This is a genomic window from Aliiglaciecola sp. M165, from assembly GCF_007197995.1.
Classification (GTDB): Bacteria; Pseudomonadota; Gammaproteobacteria; order Enterobacterales; family Alteromonadaceae; genus Aliiglaciecola.
This window is the reverse complement of the sequence record NZ_VKKH01000002.1, coordinates 69,777-90,274: the sequence shown is the minus strand read 5'-3', so window position 1 is coordinate 90,274 and position 20,498 is coordinate 69,777. Positions and strand designations below refer to the sequence as shown.

The following is a 20,498-nucleotide window of genomic DNA, read 5'->3' as shown; positions in this document are numbered from 1 at the left end:
TGGGTACTTTTGCGTATATTTAGCATGCAACAAGATATGTTTTCTACACATTCAAAACGACTAGTGCTGCAGCCAATGGTTGATGCCAATGTGCTGTATATGGTGAATTTTATCGATGATCCACAAGCGACAGAATTGTATCAGAATCTACGACAAAATCTGTCTTGGCGCCAAGATTCAATCAAAATGTATGGCAAATCCGTCAAAATCCCACGACTACAGGCATGGTACGGGGACCCTGAAGCAAAATATACCTACTCAGGTTTAGACATGACGCCTATGCCTTGGAATGATGCGCTGATGAACATTAAATATGACCTTGAAGAGTTATGCGATACCCGCTTCAACTCAGTGCTAGCCAACTATTATCGAGATGGACAGGACAGTATGGGCTGGCATGCCGACAATGAGCCTGAATTAGGAGAAAAGCCAGTCATTGCGTCGGTGACATTGGGGCAAGCTAGGGATTTTGATTTCCGTCACAATGTCACGGGTGAGAAAGTCCGTTTTACACTGCAAAATGGTAGTTTGTTATTGATGAAAGGCTCAACACAACGTTATTGGCAACATGCTTTGCCAAAACGAATGAGAGCAAATTGTGGAAGAATAAATTTGACTTTTCGCAATATTTTGCAGTGAAAGGGGAGTTATAAAAACCTAAAATTTCAATTGAAAAATAATATCTAGGTACCTCAAAGGCTTAGACAAGTTCACAAAAAAAATCGTTTTTAAAGTGACAGATTACTCTTAATATTAACCTAACCCTAGCTCGGGTTAATGATGAAAATACGAGGGACCACACATGAATATACATAATAATATTGAGCAAAAACTGCTTGCTCATTTTGACCCTGCCCATCTCGAGGTAGTAAATGAAAGCTTTATGCACAATGTCCCTACAGGGTCGGAGACACACTTTAAGGTTGTCTTAGTGACCCCTAAGTTTTCTGGCGAACGATTGATTAATCGACATCGAGCTGTCAATGCCGTGCTTAAAGAAGAATTGGCTGATCATATCCACGCATTGGCATTGCATACATATACCGACGATGAATGGCAGAACCTCTACGGAAACTCGCCCGACTCACCCAATTGTTTGGGTGGAATGAAGCGTCAAGCATCTTAATATTTTGAAATAGCCCCTTAAAAATAAAGGCTAGCAATCGTTACAATAAGAATATCTATTAAGGGTTTGTAACTAACCTGAACTCGAACTTTAGACCACTACCGGGTCATATGTTTTAGTCTTTTCATTAAAATCAATAAGTTGCAGATTCTCTTATCCCGAGTTCAGGTTAACTACTAACGTGTTTGATAATAATGTCGAGCACGTTCAATCTCAGTGCACATTAATTCCACTTCATCTAGCACTCGTGTTGTCATTCTAAACACTTTATCTGCATTGGGATGATAGATGAATCCGTTTTTTACTGCAGGTAAAAAACCGTATTTAGACCAGTCGTATAGGGTACTGTTATTACTTGTTTTGGCGCTAGGTTGGATAATCACTTGTGGCTTGAGTGTAAGTACTTGCTCACTCGATACGCTCGGGTAGTCATTATTCTCAATGGAAAAAATGTTACTGGCACCACATAATTCCAAATGCTTTTGTGGCCATGCGTTAGCGCTGATAGTTTGTAATGGAGAAGACCAAATTTCATAAAAGACACTGACCGGTGCTTTGTTTTTGTAGGTACTCGCCAGACTCGATAATCTATTTCGAAACCCTTGCGCTTTAAGATCCGCTTGTTGTTTGCGTCCGGTGAGTTCTCCAAACCATTGTATTTCGTCGGCAATATCCTCAAGGGTTTTCGGTTCTGAAAACACTACTTTTAAACCGTAATTTTCAAGCCTTGCAAGATCCCCTGTTGGATTTCCGCCACGCCAAGCAATGATCAAATCAGGGTTTAATTGCACGATCTTTTCAATTTGCAACCGGTTGTGATCGCCCACAATGAGTAAAGATTTTGCTGCTTCTGGATAGTCTGCAAAAGTGCTGGTGGCGATAATTTGTTGACCTGCGCCAATATCATATAGCAGTTCAACGATATGTGGTGCTAAGGCAATAATCGTTTTCTTTTGAGCCTCTTTTGCACGCAAAGATCCGAATGTTTCGCCCAACAGTATTACAATCAAAAAACAAAGTGCAAATTTTCTACTCCCCATTTTTATATCTCCAGGAATAAGTAAGTACTAACTTCTACTCTTACTAAGTACAAAAATAAAGAATATGCTACCTATTGCAGACGTGATGATACCGATAGGAATTTCCTGATTTTCAAGAACAACTCTAGCCACAACATCTACCCAAACTAAAAAGCACCCGCCAATTAATACACAACCCAAAATCAAAGGCCTGCTAGTGACACCTAACCATGATCTAACAATATGTGGGATCATTAAGCCGACAAATCCGATCCCTCCACAATAAGCGACGATGCAAGCCGTTAATGCGGCACAAATCATCAAGATCCCAAGGCGCAGACGGTCAACCGGCACTCCTAAATTCTTGGCGCTGTCATCTCCAAGTAACATGGCATCCATGTGACGGCCATATAACCATAAAACACCCACGCTGATGGTGACAACCGGCAACATGATCCACACAAACCACATTTCTGCTCGCGCCAAACTGCCCAGCAGCCAAAATATTACTTTGTTTGCCGCAAAGGGTTCGGCTAAGAATAATAGGAAGTGACTCAATGCACTGAGAATAAAAGATACGGCTACCCCAGCCAGCAAAAGGTGTTCTGTGCGATTTCCAAAAAGGCGCATTGATAACACTTGAACGATTGCAACGGCAAACAACGCACCTAAAAAGGCTGACATGGGCAAAGCGTAGGAAAAGGGGATCCAGTTAAACCAGGATGCATCGAAAAGTGGCATTGTGTGCGAGCCATTGAATATCAGCGTTGCAATACTTGCACCTAAACCTGCTCCAGAGACCACACCAAAAAGATAGGGATCGGCAAGGCCATTTCGATACACATTTTGTAAAGTGGCCCCTGCAACTGCCAGTCCTGCGCCTACCAAAAAACCGACGATGACTCTAGGAAAGCGAATTTCCCAAAAGATCAGCTGATTCACCTCATTTGAACAGTTGCTGACGATACACTGTAAAACTTCTTCGCCACTGAGATCGGCAGAGCCGAACATCATGCCGCCCAGGACACTTACGACAGAAATTGCCGTCATCACAGTCCATTTATACTTCATGATATTCCTTTAGTAATTTGAGTTCATCATGAAAATGATGAGGGAAAAACTCAACACTGGGGTAACTAGCCGAGGATTTGTTAGTGACTTTGCACGGTGTCCTAAAAACAGTTTGCAGAGATGATTCAACAAACACCTTTGTAGGTGTTCCTGAATCGTATACCTCACCCTGTTGTAAAAGACAGACTTTATCGCAGTATGCTGAAGCGAGATTTAAATCATGCAGGCTCATGACAACTGTAAGTTTATGACGTTTTGCCAGTGATTGAATAAGCGACAAGATCTGATGCTGATAATACACATCTAAGTGATTGACAGGTTCATCGAGTATCATAACTGGTGTTTGCTGTACTAAAGCCCTAGCAATCAATCCTCTTTGCTGCTCGCCCCCAGATAAAACATTAAACGTTTGATGTTGTTTATCTTCTAACCCTACTTGCGATAGCGAAGCCTGAATTTGTTCCTCATGAACGTTAGTTTTTCTTGAAAGAAGGTTTTGATGAGGGAGTAATCCCATGCTGACAATATTATGTAGTGTAAGTGCAAAGACATTTGTATTGAATTGATTCACCACTGAGATCTTTTTGGCAAGTTGGTTTTGGCTAAGTCCTTCGATTGCCTGGGCGTCGATAAATACACTTTGTTGACTGCTTATTTGTGCCGACATATGTTTAAGTAACGTCGTTTTTCCTGCACCGTTGGGCCCAAGCACGGCGAGAATTTCCCCATGCTCAACGTGCATGTTTACCTTGTTCAAAATCACTTTTTCAGCAACGCGGTAACTAAGATCTTTGACTCTAAGCATGTTCAACCAATAAAGAATGTGCGTTAGTGCATGTCTGTCGTGGAAAAAACGGGTGCAATAAAGTGGGGACAAGAGATTTTTTGACGAGTAATTGATCGCAATTCATCTTGTGCCTTTCGCGTTTTCCCGCACGAGACAATCTATGTTGAGAACAAGGCTGGTATCTGACTTAAGCTACAACACTATGGCGTAGTATCTTGCTCTTACAGTTGCGGGTACAGTTTTGGTATTCCACCAAATTCCCATTTAATTTCTTATGCTCGTCAATGTTTATTGACATTTATGACAAGAAAACCAAATTCGCTAGGAAATATAACAATCTTTGCCATAGTCCCCTAGCGTTATTTCGCAAAAACACGTTTAATACGACTCCAAAAAGATATTAAACTCACCACAAACAAAAACAATAAAGAAGGTTTTGGGAATGCAAAGTGCAGCACCACTTGTTCAATTTGTTGATGCTTTCAATGACGGTCTAGCAAAGCTTATCAGCTGGTTTACCTTATTTATGGTCGTAGTCATGCTGTTAATTGTTGTTTTGCGATATGGATTCGATTTGGGCTGGATAGCAATGCAAGAATCAGTGATGTATCTGCATGCTGCGGTTTTCCTACTTGGTTGCGCTCACACTTTGAGATCTAATGAACATGTAAGAGTCGATGTGTTTTATCGACGCTTCACACCAGCAAAGCAAGCTAAAGTGGATATTTTTGGTGGTCTATTTTTCTTAATGCCTGTCAATGTTTTCATCTTTGTTGTCAGTCTCGACTACGTAAGCGTATCTTGGAAGATTATGGAATCTTCTCAGGAGGCTGGCGGTATACCAGGTGTTTTCATCTTAAAATCATTCATTCTCTTATTTGCCGCGACCATGGTGTTGCAAGGGCTCAGTGAGATCTTAAAAAACTTGATTAAATTGACGGACAAAACAGCTTCTGAAGCAGGGAGCAAGTCATAATGGAATATTTATCGCTCGTCATGTTTGCTGTTGTCTGCTTGGCACTTTTGCTTGGATATCCAGTCGCTTACACCTTAGCTGGCACATCAATTTTGTTTGCTGCTGGGGGAGCGCTGTTTGGCGTGTTTGATATGGCCTATTTACAGGCTGTCCCTAGCCGACTGTACGGCATTATTACTAACCAAACTCTTATCGCAGTGCCATTGTTCGTTTTTATGGGCGTGATGTTAGAAAAATCAAAAGTGGCAGAAAATTTACTGACTGCAATGGGACAGGTCTTTGGTCGTTTGCATGCTGGACTTGCGGTTTCCGTTGTATTGGTGGGAATGTTATTGGCTGCCAGCACAGGTATTGTTGGCGCAACGGTCGTTACAATGGGGCTACTCTCACTGCCGACTATGTTAAAGCAAGGATATTCTCCGTCCTTTGCCAGCGGTGCAATATGTGCCACGGGAACCCTTGGACAAATTATTCCACCTTCAATTGCTTTGGTTTTGTTAGGTGACGTGCTGTCGAGCTCGTTCCAGCAGGCTCAATTGAATATGGGCATCTTCTCACCTGAATCGGTGTCCGTGGGCGATTTATTTGTTGGCGCATTGGTGCCAGGCATGATTTTGGTCGGTTTATATCTTCTGTATGTCTTGGTGTTTGCGAAAGGCAACATCACGGTCGATGAGTCACAGGAGCTACCTGTTGAACAAAGTAACGTCAGTTTACTTTCTGCATTAATCCCTCCTCTTTTGCTGATCCTCGTTGTGCTTGGGTCAATTTTAGGTGGGTTTGCCACGCCAACTGAAGCTGCAGGCGTGGGGGCAGCAGGTGCACTTATTCTCGCTTTGAGTAAACGGCAGCTATCCTTAGATAAATTAAAAGAAGTAATGATGTCGACGATTCGCGTCACGTCGATGGTCTTTCTGATCCTTATTGGAGCATCCATATTTTCTTTGGTGTTTCGTGGATTTGGTGGTGAAGAATTGATCGAAAACCTGTTTGCATCTTTGCCTGGTGGTGTTTTTGGTGCGGTTTTACTGGTCATGGTGGTGATATTTCTGCTTGGCTTTATTTTGGATTTTATTGAGATAACCTTTGTTGTTGTGCCAATCGTTGCGCCTGTATTGTTGGCAATGGGGGTTGACCCCATCTGGTTAGGGATAATGATTGCGGTGAATTTGCAGACGTCTTTTTTAACGCCCCCATTTGGTTTTGCCTTGTTTTATTTGCGCGGTGTCGCGCCACCCGAGGTGAAAACGGGCGATATATATCGAGGCGTAGCACCCTTTATTGTTATTCAACTATTGTTACTGGTTGGCTTGGCAATCTGGCCAAATCTGGTAACGTGGTTACCATCGGTGTTGTAATTTAAATGGACCCATTTTGTATGAAAGACCTCAAGCATTTTTTGCTGCTCTGCTTCGCGTTCACTTTGGCCTCTTGTGGAGGCTCAACCTCATCTGACCCTCAAGTTGCACAGCCTCAGCAAACATATGAGTGGAAATTAGTCACGTCTTGGCCAAAGAACTTTCCAGGGCTGGGAAAAGCGCCAGAAACCTTCGCAAAATACGTTGAACGCATGTCCAATGGACGTTTAAAGATTAAAGTCTACGGGGCGGGACAAATGGTGCCAGGCTTCGAAGTGTTTGACACTGTGTCCAGTGGTGCAGCGCAAATGGGTCACGCCGGCTCATATTATTGGAAAGGAAAAGCCCCCGCTTCACAGATTTTCACGGCCATACCTTTTGGCATGAATGCTACGGAATTCAACGCTTGGATGCATTATGGTGGCGGTCTTGAAATGTGGCGTGAACTATATGCTCCCTTCGACTTAGTTCCCTTTGTTGGCGGCAATACTGGCGTACAAATGGCGGGGTGGTTTAAGAAAGAAATAAACAGCGTAGATGACCTGAAAGGTCTCAAAATGCGCATTCCAGGGCTGGGCGGCGAGGTACTGAAAAAAGTCGGTGGGATCCCAATCGCTTTAACCGGTGGTGAACTATTTACCTCGTTACAATCAGGTGCCATTGACGCGACAGAGTGGGTAGGGCCTTACAACGATCTGGCGTTTGGGCTGCATAAAGCGGCTAATTACTACTATTACTCTGGCTGGCATGAACCTGGAGCAAGCTTAGAATTCATCGTTAATAAAACGGCTTTTGAAGCCTTACCTAGTGATCTGCAAGCTATCATTGAAGTGGCCACGCGCGCGGCGAATCAGGATATGTTAGATGAATATACAGCGGCGAACAATGATGCAATGAAAGCCTTGGTTGAAACCCATGGTGTTGATATGCGACCTCTACCAGATGACGTCATTGCAGCCCTACGTGAAGCAACAGCTGAAGTGATGAACGAACAGGCTGAGGCAGACCCGACCTTTGCTAAAATTTATGCCTCCTACAAAGTATTTCAAGATGGCGTGAGCAACTATCATAAGATTTCAGAGCTTGAATATTACAATAATAGAAAAGCAAAAGACTAGGGCAACACAAAGACCCGTGCGCTGAACAATATCTGAATAAAAGGAATTTAAATTGTGGGATCTAGACTTAAAAGATTGATAGCCTTTGTCGCTGTTTTCGCATGCTTAACGGGAACACCCAGTAGAGCTAGTGAGCAAGTTTTAGAAGTTCAAATGGAACATGATGTGGCGATGCTGTTCGCCATAATTAGTTCTTTCTCAGATGATGCATTGGCCGAAGTGTGGGAGTCTGATGTCGAAGCCTGGCGCTTTCATATGCAGAGCTTGGCCTGTGATGAAACGGCAGAAAAAGCGCAAAGTCTTATTCGAACCCAAAAAAACGGCTTTGAAACCTTTTTGCAGGCAATATTAGCGCGAGTGGAGTTTCATAGTGTTATTGACGGTTTAGACACAATGACTCTGCAAAGACTCGTACACGATTTTGCATACTCACACTATCTGGTGATTAGCCAAACTTATCAGCAAGCGTATGTGCAACGTCTTAAAATACTTTTTCACTATTACGAACAGATAAAAGAACCTTTTTGCGAGAAAGCGCTAGAAAACGCCAGTCATATTCAACAAGTTTTTCCTAATCAAGTTTTGCCTGCACTCAATTCTAATGACCTTGCTTCACACGAAATGATTCAACCGCTGCAAGTAGCGATAAAACTGAAATATAAGTTTGGTAGCTCAGCGTTTTATGAAGTGACAAATGAAAGACGTAAAAACCTTGATGCAATCATTTATAGCGATTTGTTAGACAATAGAGAAGCGGAGGATAAGTTGGTAACGCTAGGTTTCAAGCAGACTCTCTATGAGGAACTGTTTGCTGCGATTAGCGAGCGGGCGAATTATACAATAAATCAAAGACGTCAGTCATTGCCGGGATTCACTGCCGTATTTATTCATACATTTAATATGCAAGACAGTATTTATTTCAGGGCAACAAGGTCTGCTTTACGAAGAGTTGCCTATGAATATCCAGAAATCAAAGAGGCATTGAATGCCCATATGGCTAAGTTTGTTCAGCAAAGACTTGATGCATTGGAAGAAGAGTGATCATGGGTTTTCAATAAACATTTTATCTGCTCAGATGTGTTAATGAGCGAATGCCCTTTAGAATACGCGCAAATTGAAAGTAAGGAATCGTTATTATGGTTATCAAGCCAAAAGTACGTGGCTTTATCTGTACCAATGCTCATCCAGTGGGCTGCGCTGCAAGCGTTGAAGAACAAATTGATTATGTGAGAAGTCAGGGTGATTTAGGTGAAGGGCCTAAAAATGTGCTGATCTTGGGCTGTTCAACGGGCTACGGTCTAGCGTCACGTATTGTGTCGACCTTCGGGTATGGTGCTAAAACCCTTGGTGTGTGTTTTGAAAAAGCCCCATCCGAGCGCAAAACAGGTACTGCAGGTTGGTATAACACCGCAGCCTTTCATCAATTTGCTTCGAAAGAAAATATCTATGCTAAAACGTTAAACGGTGACGCTTTTTCTAACGAAATGAAACAGCAAGTCATTGATACGTTAAAAGCGGATTTAGGCAAAGTAGATTTAGTGATTTACAGTTTGGCGTCGCCTCGCCGCACCGATCCTGAAACGGGTGAAGTGTACAAGTCTACATTGAAACCCGTAGGCCAAGACTACAAGACAAAAACTTACGACACCGACAAAGATTTGATTCATGAAGTCGCTCTGGAAGCGGCGAATGAGGAAGAAATTGCCAACACCATTAAGGTGATGGGTGGCGAAGATTGGGAGCTTTGGCTTAATGCTTTGGCCGATGCTGACTTATTGTCTGAAAATTGCAAAACCACAGCATACACATACATTGGTAAGGAGTTAACCTGGCCTATTTATGGTCAAGCGACAATCGGCAAAGCAAAGGAAGACCTTGATCGTGCTGCTAGTGCAATCAATAACAAAATGTCAGATCTAAACGTTAAGGCTTACGTATCGTCGCTGAAAGCGCTGGTTACCCAAGCGAGTTCAGCGATTCCGGTGATGCCACTTTATATTTCTCTGATATACAAAGTGATGAAAGAAGAAGGCACCCATGAGGGCTGTATAGAGCAGATCTATGGCTTGTTTAAAGAAAAGCTTCTGCAAGATGAACCCGACACCGACGATGCCAATCGATTGCGTATGGATGGCAAGGAAACAAATGATGCAACGCAAGCCAAAATTAAAGTGCTGTGGGATCAGGTCACTCAGGATAATTTTCACGAGCTGAGCGATTACGCCGGTTACCATCATGAGTTTTTAAAACTGTTTGGTTTTGATATTGAGCAGGTTGATTATGAAGCCGATGTTGACCCATTAGTGGATTGGTAAATTGGGCATTTTGAAAAACAACCGCCATCTGGCGGTTGTTTTGTTTTTGTCCCGTACGAAATAATTTGCTGATTAAAAATTAGTCGTTAAACTAGTCTTTCAGGTTAAAAAACCCTATTTAGCAACAATTTGCGTAGCGCAAAGCGCTACAATGATGCTAAAATTCCATAGTTAAGTGGCATAGGATTTAAAAAACAGTTTTGACTGAAGTCCTTTTGCACATTCATTTTTCTAGCGAGGTGGGGAACCAATGCAGCGACTATCTGTGTTCACCGGGTTAAGAAGTCACAATCGGAATAAGAATTATTAAAATGTATTGAGAGCGATCACCTTTGGGTTTTCGGGCGCAGTTGCGTGGTTAACAGAATCCAAAATTGATATTTCTTTAACTTTAAATTTTATTTTTACAAGACTGCGGTTGCATATGATAAAAATCAAAAAAGGGTTAGACCTTCCTATCGAAGGAGCTCCTAACCAAACAATCCAAGAAGGTGCGAGTGTTACACGCGTAGCTGTCTTGGGAGAAGAATATGTCGGCATGCGTCCCACCATGTTTGTTCAGGTGGATGATGTAGTGAAAAAAGGCCAGGCTCTTTTTGAAGACAAAAAGAATCCAGGTGTTATTTTTACTGCGCCGGCAGCGGGCAAAGTCGTTGAAATCAATCGGGGCGCAAAACGTGTTTTGCAATCTGTTGTCATTGAACTTAATGGCGAAGAACAAGAGACCTTCGATAAACTTGATGCAAATCAGCTATCTTCGTTAACGCGAGAGCAGGCTGAACAAAATCTGGTTAAATCTGGTCTTTGGATAGCCCTTCGCACTCGTCCTTACAGCAAAGTACCGGCCCTTGGTAGTGATGCAAATTCAATTTTTGTTAACGCCATGGACACCAACCCACTAGCTGCGGACCCCGAAGTTATTATTGCCCAGCGTAAACCAGACTTTGAAAGTGGACTTCTGGTTTTGAATGCGTTGACCAAAGGTAAAGTTTACGTTTGTAAAGCACCGGGCAGTGATATTCCTACTGGCTCGGCGAAAGTTGACGTCGAGGAGTTTACAGGCCCACATCCAGCTGGTCTTGCAGGTACTCATATTCATCACCTTGATGCCGTAGGAGCCGGAAAAACGGTTTGGACGATTAATTATCAAGACGTTATGGCCTTTGGCGCGCTCTTTACAACAGGCGAGCTAAACAATGAACGTGTTGTGTCATTGGCCGGACCTGCGATTAAGAATCCTCGTTTAGTTAAAACTCTCATGGGTGCTGATACTGATCAGCTTACTGAGGGCGAAACGACAGGCGATGATGTGCGCGTGGTATCGGGTTCAGTGCTAATGGGTACACATGCTCATGGCGTGCATGGATTCCTTGGTCGCTATCACAACCAAGTTTCTGTGCTAGAAGAAGGCCGTGAAAAGGTTCTTTTTGGATGGTTGGCGCCGGGTAGTAAGATGCACTCCATTACCCGTGCTTACTTAGGACATCTCGCGCCTAAGAAGCTTTACAATATGACAACTTCAACCAACGGTTCAGATCGTTCTATGGTGCCAATTGGAAACTATGAACGGATCATGCCGCTGGACATTTTACCAACCTTACTGCTTCGTGATCTGCTGTCAGGTGACACCGACAGTGCTCAGACATTGGGTTGTTTAGAGCTAGACGAAGAAGATTTGGCGTTGTGCACATACGTATGCCCAGGCAAGTACAATTACGGGCCAGTATTACGTGAATGTCTCGCTACCATCGAAAAAGAGGGTTAAGACATGGGCTTAAAAACATTTTTAGAAGATATCGAACCGAATTTCGAGCCCGGCGGTAAGTACGAAAAGTTCTATGCTTTGTATGAAGCGGCAGCAACAATTTTCTATACCCCTGGAACAGTTAACAAATCAGGCACTCACGTGCGTGATAGTATCGATTTGAAACGCATTATGATCATGGTGTGGATGGCAACCTTCCCTGCTATGTTCTACGGCATGTACAACATTGGTGCTCAGGCGCATGAAGCTATTTTGACAGGTGCAGGTACTTTACCCGACATCTGGCAAGCCGGACTGTTCACCTCTCTAGGCGGCCAACTCGGCGTCGAGGGCGTTGGTTGGATGGGTATGATGGGCTACGGAGCCTGTTTCTTTGTACCTGTTTACGCAACGGTATTTATCGTAGGTGGATTCTGGGAAGTCTTGTTTGCATCTATACGTAAACACGAAATCAACGAAGGGTTCTTCGTAACCTCTGTGTTATTTTCTTTGACGCTACCCGCGACCATTCCATTATGGCAAGCAGCGTTAGGTATTACCTTTGGTGTTGTAATTGCTAAAGAAATCTTTGGTGGGACAGGGCGTAACTTCCTAAACCCTGCGTTATCTGGTCGTGCATTTTTGTACTTTGCCTATCCGGCTCAAATCTCTGGCGATCAAATCTGGGTGGCTGCAGATGGTTACTCAGGTGCGACCTGGTTAAGCAAAGCTGCTTCCGGCAATATGGATTACGCCAATATGAACCTTTGGTGGGATTCCTTTATCGGCAACATCCCTGGTTCAGCCGGTGAAGTTTCTGCACTGGCCATCCTAATTGGTGGGCTGTTTATTATTTACATGCGAATCGCATCTTGGCGAATTGTTGCAGGTGTGGCTTTGGGTGTGGCGTTCTTTGCTTCATTACTGAATTTCATTGGTAGTGACACCAACCCTATGTTCGCGATGCCTTGGTACTGGCACATGGTGATTGGCGGCATGGCTTTTGGTATGTTCTTCATGGCAACGGATCCGGTTTCTGCATCATTTACCAATCAGGCAAAATGGGCCTACGGGTTCTTGATTGGCTTCATGACTGTCATGATTCGAGTGCTGAACCCTGCATTCCCAGAGGGCATCATGCTTGCCATCTTATTTGCTAACTTATGGGCGCCTTTGTTCGATTACTTTGTGGCGCAAAGCAACATTAAGCGGAGGATGGCTCGTGTCGGCTAAAAAAGAAACTTTTGGAAAAACCGTCGGCGTCGTAGTCGCCGTTTGTTTGGTCTGTTCAATTATTGTTTCCGGAGCAGCGGTTGGCTTGCGTTCTTTACAGCAATCCAATGCTGCCAAGGATAAACAATCTAATATTCTGACTGCTGCAGGCATCGAATCTTCAGCAGAATGTAACGTTAGTTGTACCTTCGATAAGTTCGTTGAAACACGTCATGTTAATCTAGAAACCGGTGCTTATGCTGAGGTTCCAGATGGCTTTGACATGTACAAAGCGGCCAATGATCCTGACTACACTGTACCTGTAAAGGGCAGCAATGTAGGGTTCCAACGTCGCTCTAGCGTTGCAAGTGTATACTTGGTTAAAGACGAAACGGGCACTGTAACCCGAGTCGTATTGCCCGTGCATGGAAGTGGTCTTTGGGACTTAATGTATGGGTTCCTGGCCTTGGACGCTGATGGCAACACTGTTCGTGAATTAGTGTATTACCAACACAAAGAAACGCCAGGATTGGGTGCTGAGATTCTGAACCCATCGTGGCAAGCAAAATGGGACGGTAAGAAGCTTTTCAAAGATGGTGAAGTGGTCATTGATGTCAAGAAAAATGCTAACCCAGAAAACGAATATGCAATTGATGCTTTGTCAGGTGCCACACTGACCAGTAACGGTGTAGAAAATACACTTAAGTACTGGGCAGGTGAAAACGGCTTCGGTCCGTATCTGAAAAATAAGACTTGGAAATCATAAGGGTAAGAACAATGGCTGAAGCTAAAGAAATGAAACAGGTCTTGTTCGGACCGATATTAAGCAGCAACCCTATCGCACTGCAAGTGTTAGGGGTTTGCTCAGCGCTTGCAATTACTACCAAACTTGAAACCGCCCTAGTAATGTCTATGGCAGTTATCTCTGTTTTGGCATTCTCTAATTTGTTTATCTCTATTATCCGCAACCATATACCTTCAAGCGTGAGGATCATCATTCAAATGACGATTATCGCTTCGTTGGTAATTGTTGTGGACCAGATACTCAAAGCTTACTCCTACCAAATTGCCAAAGAGCTCTCGGTATTCGTTGGTTTGATTATTACCAACTGTATCGTAATGGGTCGGGCAGAAGCTTATGCAATGAAGAGCCCACCATTTATGAGTTTCCTTGACGGGATCGGAAATGGCTTGGGTTACGCTTTTGTTTTGATTGTTGTAGGCGTGATTAAAGAGTTATTTGGTTTTGGTACCTTGTTAGGTTTTGAAATTCTTCCGCTGGTTCAAAACGGTGGTTGGTATCAGGGTAATGGCCTACTTATTTTGCCATTCAGTTCGTTCTTCTTGATTGGTGGTTTAATCTGGTTTATTCGAACTATTCGCCCTGAACAAGTTGAGCCTAAGGAGTAAAACATGGAACATTATTTGAGTTTGTTTGTACGCTCCGTTTTCATTGAAAACATGGCGTTGTCTCTGTTCTTGGGAATGTGTACATTTTTGGCAGTATCCAAGAAAGTTAAAACCGCTATGGGACTGGGTGTGGCAGTTATTGTTGTGCTGGGTATTTCCGTGCCGGTAAACCAAATCATTTACGTCAATATTCTAGCTCCTGGCGCTTTAGCTTGGGCTGGTTTCCCAGATGCTGATCTGAGTTTTTTGAACTTTTTGACCTTTATCGGCGTAATCGCTGCACTAGTGCAAATTTTGGAAATGAGTTTGGATAAGTTTTTCCCTGCTCTTTACAATGCATTAGGTATATTCCTACCACTTATTACGGTTAACTGTGCAATTTTTGGTGGGGTAGCGTTTGCGGTTCAACGTGAATACAACTTGAGCGAAAGCGTTGTATACGGAATTGGTAGCGGTCTGGGTTGGGCGATAGCCATTACCTTGTTAGCCGCTGTTCGGGAAAAGTTAAAATATGCTGATATGCCTGACGGCATTCGTGGTCTTGGCTCGGTGTTTATGATTGCTGGCCTAATGGCATTAGGTTTCCAATCGTTCACCGGCGTCGCCTTGTAAGCGCAGCACTGAGGAGTATTTGTAAATGAATCAATCAGAAATTTACCTTGGTGTAGGCATGTTTATCGCCATTGTATTGGCGCTCGTGTTTATCATCATGTTTGCAAAGTCAAAGCTTGTTCCGTCAGGCGATGTGACTATTACCATTAATGGCGATCCAGAAAAAGCCATCACAGCCTCACCGGGGGGCAAACTACTTGGTGCTTTAGCAGATTCTGGGATCTTTGTGTCATCTGCCTGCGGTGGCGGTGGCTCTTGCGGTCAGTGTCGTGTGGATATCAAATCTGGTGGTGGAGAAATCTTACCAACTGAACTTGACCACGTAAGCAAGCGTGAAGCAAAAGAAGGGTGTCGCCTATCTTGTCAGGTGGCAATCAAACAAGATATGGATATTGAACTTCCTGAAGAAGTCTTCGGTATCAAAAAATGGGATTGTGAAGTCATTTCTAATGACAACAAAGCGACGTTCATTAAAGAACTGGTTTTACGCATTCCTAATGGCGAAAGTGTTCCTTTCCGCGCGGGTGGTTATATTCAAATTGAAGCACCTGCACATCACGTCAAGTACAGTGATTTTGATATTCCTGAAGAGTATCGTGGTGATTGGGAAAGATTCGGATTTTTCGATATTGAATCGAAAGTAGATGAAGAAACTATCCGTGCGTACTCGATGGCTAACTACCCCGAAGAAGAGGGTATTATTATGCTTAACGTGCGTATCGCAACACCTCCGCCAAATAACCTAAGCTTACCTGCAGGTAAGATGTCATCGTTCATATGGAACCTCAAAGAAGGTGACAAAGCCACCATCTCAGGTCCATTTGGTGAGTTCTTCGCAAAAGAAACTGAAGCCGAAATGGTATTTGTTGGCGGCGGAGCAGGAATGGCACCAATGCGTTCGCATATCTTTGATCAATTACGTCGAATTAAAACTGACCGTAAGATCACTTTCTGGTACGGCGCTCGTTCATTGCGCGAAATGTTCTACGTTGAAGATTTCGATATGCTGCAGAAAGAAAATGAGAATTTTAACTGGTATGTAGCGTTGTCAGATCCGCAACCAGAAGACAATTGGGAAGGCGACACCGGGTTCATCCACAACGTATTGTTGGAGAACTACTTGAAGGATCATCCTGCCCCTGAAGATTGTGAGTTCTACATGTGTGGACCGCCTATGATGAACGCGGCCGTCATCAATATGCTAAAAGAACTGGGTGTTGAAGACGAAAACATCATGCTTGATGATTTCGGCGGCTAAGCTCAAATCTGATTTATAACAAGAGGGGCACTGATGTCCCTCTTTTTTTGGATGTAATTTACTTTCCATGATAAACCCAAGAATAATCCTTATTCCATTAACACTTTTGATGCTTGCTCTGTTGTTATGGAATAAAGCCAATACCGTCGACTATATCCATTTTAGCGGCCCAACAATGGGAACGGTTTACAACATTAAGGTACGCAGCGACGTCGGCCCTGAAGCCGCAGAAACCCAAGAGGCTGTTGATAACATGTTAGCTGAGATTAATAGTCTGATGTCAACCTATGACACCTCGTCAGAATTATCTAGATTCAATCAGTGGCGCAGTGCAGAACCCTTTGTGTTGTCTGAGCAAACCATTGTCGTTTTAAATGAAGCGATTCGCCTTGGTCAACTAAGTGAAGGTGTTTTGGACGTAACCGTTGGGCCTCTAGTGAATCTATGGGGGTTTGGTCCTCAGGCTCGTCCAGAGGTGATTCCCGATGAACAAACTATTGCAAGCATTCGACAAAAAGTAGGCTTAGACAAACTTAACGTTTCGCAAAATCAAATTACAAAAAGTCATCCAGACTTGTATGTGGACCTGTCTACTATCGCTAAAGGATATGCAGTGGACGCGGTTGCGGAACTTTTAAGCGCTTATGGACATCAAAATTACTTGGTAGAAATTGGCGGAGAGATGCGCGTTAAAGGCGTGAGCGCTAACGATATTGGCTGGCGCATTGCCATAGAAAAACCGCTCACTACCGAGCGTGATGTGCAAAATGTGATTGCTGTGGGCGATAACGCGGTTGCCTCGTCGGGTGACTATCGAAATTATTTTGAGGAAAACGGGGTCAGATATTCACATCTAATCGATCCTCGAACCGGTTTTCCGATCCAACACAATCTGGTGGCCGTAACAGTTGTTCATCCGTCTTCCATGACAGCAGACGGGCTCGCAACGGCGCTGAATGTGATGGGGAAAGATGATGCATTACGCATTGCATCGGAAAATAATTTGGATGTCATGTTGATCACACGGGAAAATGGCGAATTTAACACGTATACTACGGGCAAGTTTGAACAATATATCGAAGCGGCTCGGTCGCGGTAATAAAATAGAGTTAGGAATTTATAGTGAGTACTTTCGTTTTAGCATTTGGTTTTTTCATTGTTGTCGTTTCTGCGATGGCTGTGGGCTACATTGTTCAACAAAAAACCATTTCGGGTAGTTGTGGTGGTCTTGGTGCATTAGGTATTGAAAAGGCCTGTGATTGCCCTGAACCTTGCGACCGCAAAAAAGCACGTATGGAGCGTGAAGCCCAACGCGAAAAGAAACTAGCCGAATGGAAACAAAATCAGATTATTTGAAAACCATGTATCACTGACCCTATGCAGACGTATGATAGGGTTTCATATAAAACTATTCGCGTTTTCCATGAATGCGATAAACTTCCAACCAATTGCTTTGCCCGTCATTGGAAAATTCTAGCTTCCACTCGAAGCTGTCTTTTTTGATGTCAAAAAACGTGATGCGTCTGTGTTTTCCTCCTTCGGTCAATGGAGGGGTGCGCATAACAATGGTGTTGCCGTCGGAATTCGCCTGGTAGACATCAACACGTTTCCCATCTTTTGTAAGCCAAGCCATGATCCATTCATTTTTACCAGCGTTGAAGATCCGCAAGTTAGTGCCGATTTGACGCTTCAATGGATCGGCTTGAACGTCATCTAGTGGCGGTGAAAAATACTCATCTCTAACTGCCCAGCCATCCATTGCCCAATAAAAATTCCATTGAGCGCTTTTGGAAGGTTGCCATGCCGAACCGTCGGGCTTTAGACCTTCCTCTGTCGTACGCCACTTTCCAATCAAAGGTGACCAGTGGTGCAGTTGTTTGGGCGCCTCAGGATTTGGCGTGGCGTGAGCATGCAAAGTAAGTGCAGTAAACACGACAATAAAAGCAATAAATTGATTTTTCATATGATGTTTTGCGTTTAGGACATTAAACCCAGTAAAGCACGCGATGGTCATGACTTCACTCAAACACGACAAGTCTGCTTATAAGTATGATGAATAACTGATTTATTGCGTTTAGCAATAAAAACCAAAAGACTAAGTGAAAAAACACTCGCAAATAAGAATTATTCGTATTAAGATTTGCGTATTGGTAGTTCAGCACTTCACAAAAGCAGAAAAGTCGACTTTTTCTCACGAATATCTGAATCGAAAAGAACACATTTTTTATCTGGGAACGAAAAAATTGAAATTTAAACTAACGAGTATTGCGACAGCATTAATCTTGAGTAATCCAGCGGTGGCTGAAAGTCTTGAAAGTCTTGAAAGCTTCGCAGGAATAGAAAAAGTTGTCGTTGAAGGTCAATACCTTTCGAGCAATGAATCAAACTCGATTAAATCACCTACACCTATTATTGATGTGCCGCAGAGTTTGTCCATTCTCACCGCTGCAGAAATTACCGCTCGCGGTATCAATAGCATTAGTGACATTATTGACTACACACCAGGAGTGAATACATCTCAAGGCGAAGGGCACCGAGACTCTGTGGTTTTTCGCGGTGTGCGCTCAACTGCAGACTTTTTTATCGACGGAAATCGTGATGATGTTCAATATTATCGCGCTTTGTATAACATTGAACAGGTTGAAATTTTGCGCGGACCGAACGCGTTGCTATTTGGTCGCGGTGGAACGGGTGGAGTATTAAACCGTGTGACCAAAAAAGCTCAACTTGACCAATCTGTTTCAAATTACCAAGCATCGCTAAACACCTTTGGTGGATTCAGTGGTCAAATCGATACTAACTTCTCAACAGGTGATCGTTCAGCCATTCGTATCAATGCTATGGTTGAGTCATTGGACAATCATCGTGATTTCTATGACGGTGATCGCATTGGGTTCAATCCTACAGCTCGTATTGAATTGAGTGATGACACTATCGTTGACCTTTCCTATGAGTACATTGATCACGAGCGTTTTATTGACCGAGGCATTCCAACCGGCGACGATGGGCGCCCGGTCGAAGTGTTTGAAGATACGGTGTTTGCGGATCCAGAGAACAATTATCATGAAGTTGAAGCCCATGTCTTTAGAGCGACTATTGAGCATCAATTTACCGGAAACTTGAAAGGCAATTTTACTGCAAATTATGGCGACTTTGATAAAGTTTATGCCAACTTTTATGCAAGTGATTATGATCAAAGCTCGAACATTGTTGAGTTAGACGGTTACATTGACACCACTGTGCGTGACAGTCTTACATTGACGGGTAACTTAGTAGGAGAATATCGAACAGGTAGTATTGGGCACACGATAATTACCGGCGCAGAATTCATTCAAACCAGCTCTGATCAAAATCGCTTTAATCCGGTTTTTGACTCAACCATGGATGACAGAGAAACCTTCGTTGCGACTCGCCCATTGAATTTCAATGGATTTGCCGGTGTGAATGCAAATGGTGAGACGATTACTACTAGCTTCTCCGATTTGAACGATGATACTCGCGTTGAGTTGGATGTATTTTCGTTCTACATCCAGGACGAGATTGAGATTTCAGAAAAACTCGACCTTATCATTGGCGCACGTTTTGACAGCTTTGATATCGAAGTATTTAATGCCGACCCCGATGTATTAGAAACGCGCACTCGTGAAGATGAAGAAGTGTCTCCTAGAGCGGGTTTAGTTTATAAACCACAAGAAAATATCTCTTTGTATATCAGCTATAGTGAATCATTTTTACCAAGGAGCGGTGAGCAATACACTGATATTAACGGCAGTGACGATCAACTTGATCCAAACACCTTTACCAATCAGGAAATCGGACTTAAATGGGATTTCGCTGAAGGGTTAAGCTTCACCGCAGCAATTTTTGAAAATGAGCAAAGCTCGCCTCAAGTTGCTGACAATGATCCGTCCACTTTGGATGTGATTGATTCTGAAATCTCAGGTTATGAATTGCAAATTCGTGGTCATCTGACCGATGCATGGACAATCTCTGCCAATTACAGCAATCTTGATGGTGAGATTGTTGATCGCAGTGGACCGACAGGTTTCACGCCCCGGGAATTACCTGAGACGACATTCTCTATATGGACCGCTTATGAGATTAACAATGTTTTTGGTGTGGGCTTAGGCGTGACCTATCAAGACGACAGTTTTGTCAATAACAGCAATTCTGCAACGCTTCCTAGCTACACGCGAGTAGATGCTTCAGCATATTATGACGTTTCGGAAGATTTGCGCTTGCAGTTAAATATTGAAAACTTGACGGACGAGCTGTATTTCCCAAATTCACATTCTACTCATCAAGTTACTGTAGGTGAGCCAATTAACGCAATGCTGTCAGTAGTTGGTTCGTTCTAAACACGGTTGTACAGCATAAATCAGGTTGGCCGATTAGCGGCCAACCGATTCACAATAAAATACGCCGCACTAAAACCTGCCTTCAACCTCACTATTTCGCGCTTCAATTTACTTAATTTTTATAGCGCCGGAAC

The 20,498-nt window shown here is 43.3% G+C and carries 20 protein-coding genes and 1 riboswitch; of the genes, 16 read left to right on the top strand and 4 right to left on the bottom strand.

Annotation, left to right across the window (positions count from 1 at the left end; genetic code table 11):
• Window positions 1-9 precede the first annotated feature (9 nt).
• Window positions 10-639, top strand: a complete 630-nt coding sequence (locus FM019_RS02605; protein ID WP_313901675.1) for an alpha-ketoglutarate-dependent dioxygenase AlkB — start codon at window positions 10-12, stop codon at window positions 637-639.
• A 163-nt stretch (window positions 640-802) separates the two neighbouring features.
• Window positions 803-1,126, top strand: coding sequence for a transcriptional regulator BolA (bolA, locus tag FM019_RS02600; RefSeq protein WP_143834352.1), 324 nt, complete (start codon window positions 803-805; stop codon window positions 1,124-1,126).
• A gap of 176 nt (window positions 1,127-1,302) precedes the next feature.
• On the opposite strand, the gene FM019_RS02595 is transcribed toward bolA, so the two are convergent.
• From FM019_RS02595 to FM019_RS02585, 3 genes are read right to left on the bottom strand one after another with little or no spacing between them, the layout of a single operon-like run.
• On the bottom strand, window positions 1,303-2,166 hold the full coding sequence (locus FM019_RS02595) for a cobalamin-binding protein (RefSeq protein WP_143834351.1): 864 nt from the start codon (window positions 2,164-2,166) through the stop codon (window positions 1,303-1,305).
• Window positions 2,167-2,193: 27 nt separating this feature from the next.
• Complete coding sequence (locus FM019_RS02590; protein WP_143834350.1) at window positions 2,194-3,216, bottom strand: FecCD family ABC transporter permease; 1,023 nt, start codon at window positions 3,214-3,216, stop codon at window positions 2,194-2,196.
• Window positions 3,206-4,021 carry an ABC transporter ATP-binding protein gene (locus FM019_RS02585; protein ID WP_143834349.1) on the bottom strand — a complete coding sequence of 272 codons (816 nt, stop codon included), beginning with the start codon at window positions 4,019-4,021 and terminating at the stop codon, window positions 3,206-3,208. Before FM019_RS02585 ends, FM019_RS02590 begins: the two co-directional genes overlap by 11 nt.
• Window positions 4,022-4,158: 137 nt before the next feature.
• Window positions 4,159-4,335: riboswitch (cobalamin riboswitch) on the bottom strand.
• A gap of 110 nt (window positions 4,336-4,445) precedes the next feature.
• On the opposite strand from FM019_RS02585, the gene FM019_RS02580 reads away from it, so the two are divergent.
• The 13 genes from FM019_RS02580 to nqrM all read left to right on the top strand — a co-directional run bounded on the left by FM019_RS02580 (window position 4,446) and on the right by nqrM (window position 17,362).
• On the top strand, window positions 4,446-4,979 hold the full coding sequence (locus FM019_RS02580) for a TRAP transporter small permease subunit (RefSeq protein ID WP_143834348.1): 534 nt from the start codon (window positions 4,446-4,448) through the stop codon (window positions 4,977-4,979).
• Complete coding sequence (locus tag FM019_RS02575; protein ID WP_143834347.1) at window positions 4,979-6,337, top strand: TRAP transporter large permease subunit; 1,359 nt, start codon at window positions 4,979-4,981, stop codon at window positions 6,335-6,337. The genes FM019_RS02580 and FM019_RS02575 overlap by 1 nt, the downstream gene beginning before the upstream one ends.
• A gap of 20 nt (window positions 6,338-6,357) precedes the next feature.
• Complete coding sequence (locus tag FM019_RS02570) at window positions 6,358-7,455, top strand: TRAP transporter substrate-binding protein (RefSeq protein ID WP_143834346.1); 1,098 nt, start codon at window positions 6,358-6,360, stop codon at window positions 7,453-7,455.
• 54 nt (window positions 7,456-7,509) lie between these two features.
• Window positions 7,510-8,496, top strand: coding sequence for a hypothetical protein (locus FM019_RS02565; RefSeq protein WP_143834345.1), 987 nt, complete (start codon window positions 7,510-7,512; stop codon window positions 8,494-8,496).
• Between the two features lie 95 nt (window positions 8,497-8,591).
• Window positions 8,592-9,770 carry an enoyl-ACP reductase FabV gene (gene fabV, locus FM019_RS02560; RefSeq protein ID WP_143834344.1) on the top strand — a complete coding sequence of 393 codons (1,179 nt, stop codon included), beginning with the start codon at window positions 8,592-8,594 and terminating at the stop codon, window positions 9,768-9,770.
• A 424-nt stretch (window positions 9,771-10,194) separates the two neighbouring features.
• Window positions 10,195-11,535 carry a Na(+)-translocating NADH-quinone reductase subunit A gene (locus FM019_RS02555; RefSeq protein ID WP_143834343.1) on the top strand — a complete coding sequence of 447 codons (1,341 nt, stop codon included), beginning with the start codon at window positions 10,195-10,197 and terminating at the stop codon, window positions 11,533-11,535.
• A 3-nt stretch (window positions 11,536-11,538) separates the two neighbouring features.
• Entirely contained in the window at window positions 11,539-12,747 is a 1,209-nt protein-coding gene (locus FM019_RS02550; protein ID WP_143834342.1) for an NADH:ubiquinone reductase (Na(+)-transporting) subunit B, read from the top strand.
• Entirely contained in the window at window positions 12,737-13,492 is a 756-nt protein-coding gene (locus tag FM019_RS02545) for a Na(+)-translocating NADH-quinone reductase subunit C (RefSeq protein ID WP_143834341.1), read from the top strand. Before FM019_RS02550 ends, FM019_RS02545 begins: the two co-directional genes overlap by 11 nt.
• Before the next feature lie 11 nt (window positions 13,493-13,503).
• A complete protein-coding gene (locus FM019_RS02540; RefSeq protein WP_143834340.1) occupies window positions 13,504-14,136 on the top strand; it encodes an NADH:ubiquinone reductase (Na(+)-transporting) subunit D in 633 nt (210 codons plus the stop codon).
• 3 nt (window positions 14,137-14,139) lie between these two features.
• Complete coding sequence (gene nqrE / locus FM019_RS02535) at window positions 14,140-14,748, top strand: NADH:ubiquinone reductase (Na(+)-transporting) subunit E (RefSeq protein WP_143834339.1); 609 nt, start codon at window positions 14,140-14,142, stop codon at window positions 14,746-14,748.
• Window positions 14,749-14,773: 25 nt separating this feature from the next.
• Complete coding sequence (gene nqrF, locus FM019_RS02530; RefSeq protein WP_143834338.1) at window positions 14,774-16,006, top strand: NADH:ubiquinone reductase (Na(+)-transporting) subunit F; 1,233 nt, start codon at window positions 14,774-14,776, stop codon at window positions 16,004-16,006.
• A 67-nt stretch (window positions 16,007-16,073) separates the two neighbouring features.
• Complete coding sequence (locus FM019_RS02525; RefSeq protein WP_143834337.1) at window positions 16,074-17,105, top strand: FAD:protein FMN transferase; 1,032 nt, start codon at window positions 16,074-16,076, stop codon at window positions 17,103-17,105.
• A gap of 23 nt (window positions 17,106-17,128) precedes the next feature.
• A complete protein-coding gene (gene nqrM, locus FM019_RS02520; RefSeq protein WP_143834336.1) occupies window positions 17,129-17,362 on the top strand; it encodes a (Na+)-NQR maturation NqrM in 234 nt (77 codons plus the stop codon).
• A 52-nt stretch (window positions 17,363-17,414) separates the two neighbouring features.
• Here the strand turns inward: nqrM and FM019_RS02515 are convergent, their stop codons facing one another.
• The gene (locus FM019_RS02515; RefSeq protein ID WP_143834335.1) at window positions 17,415-17,969 is read right to left on the bottom strand and encodes a hypothetical protein; all 555 of its coding nucleotides are present in this window, start codon (window positions 17,967-17,969) and stop codon (window positions 17,415-17,417) included.
• A gap of 280 nt (window positions 17,970-18,249) precedes the next feature.
• Between FM019_RS02515 and FM019_RS02510 the strand changes: the two genes are divergently transcribed.
• A complete protein-coding gene (locus tag FM019_RS02510) occupies window positions 18,250-20,364 on the top strand; it encodes a TonB-dependent receptor (RefSeq protein WP_143834334.1) in 2,115 nt (704 codons plus the stop codon).
• Window positions 20,365-20,498 lie beyond the last annotated feature (134 nt).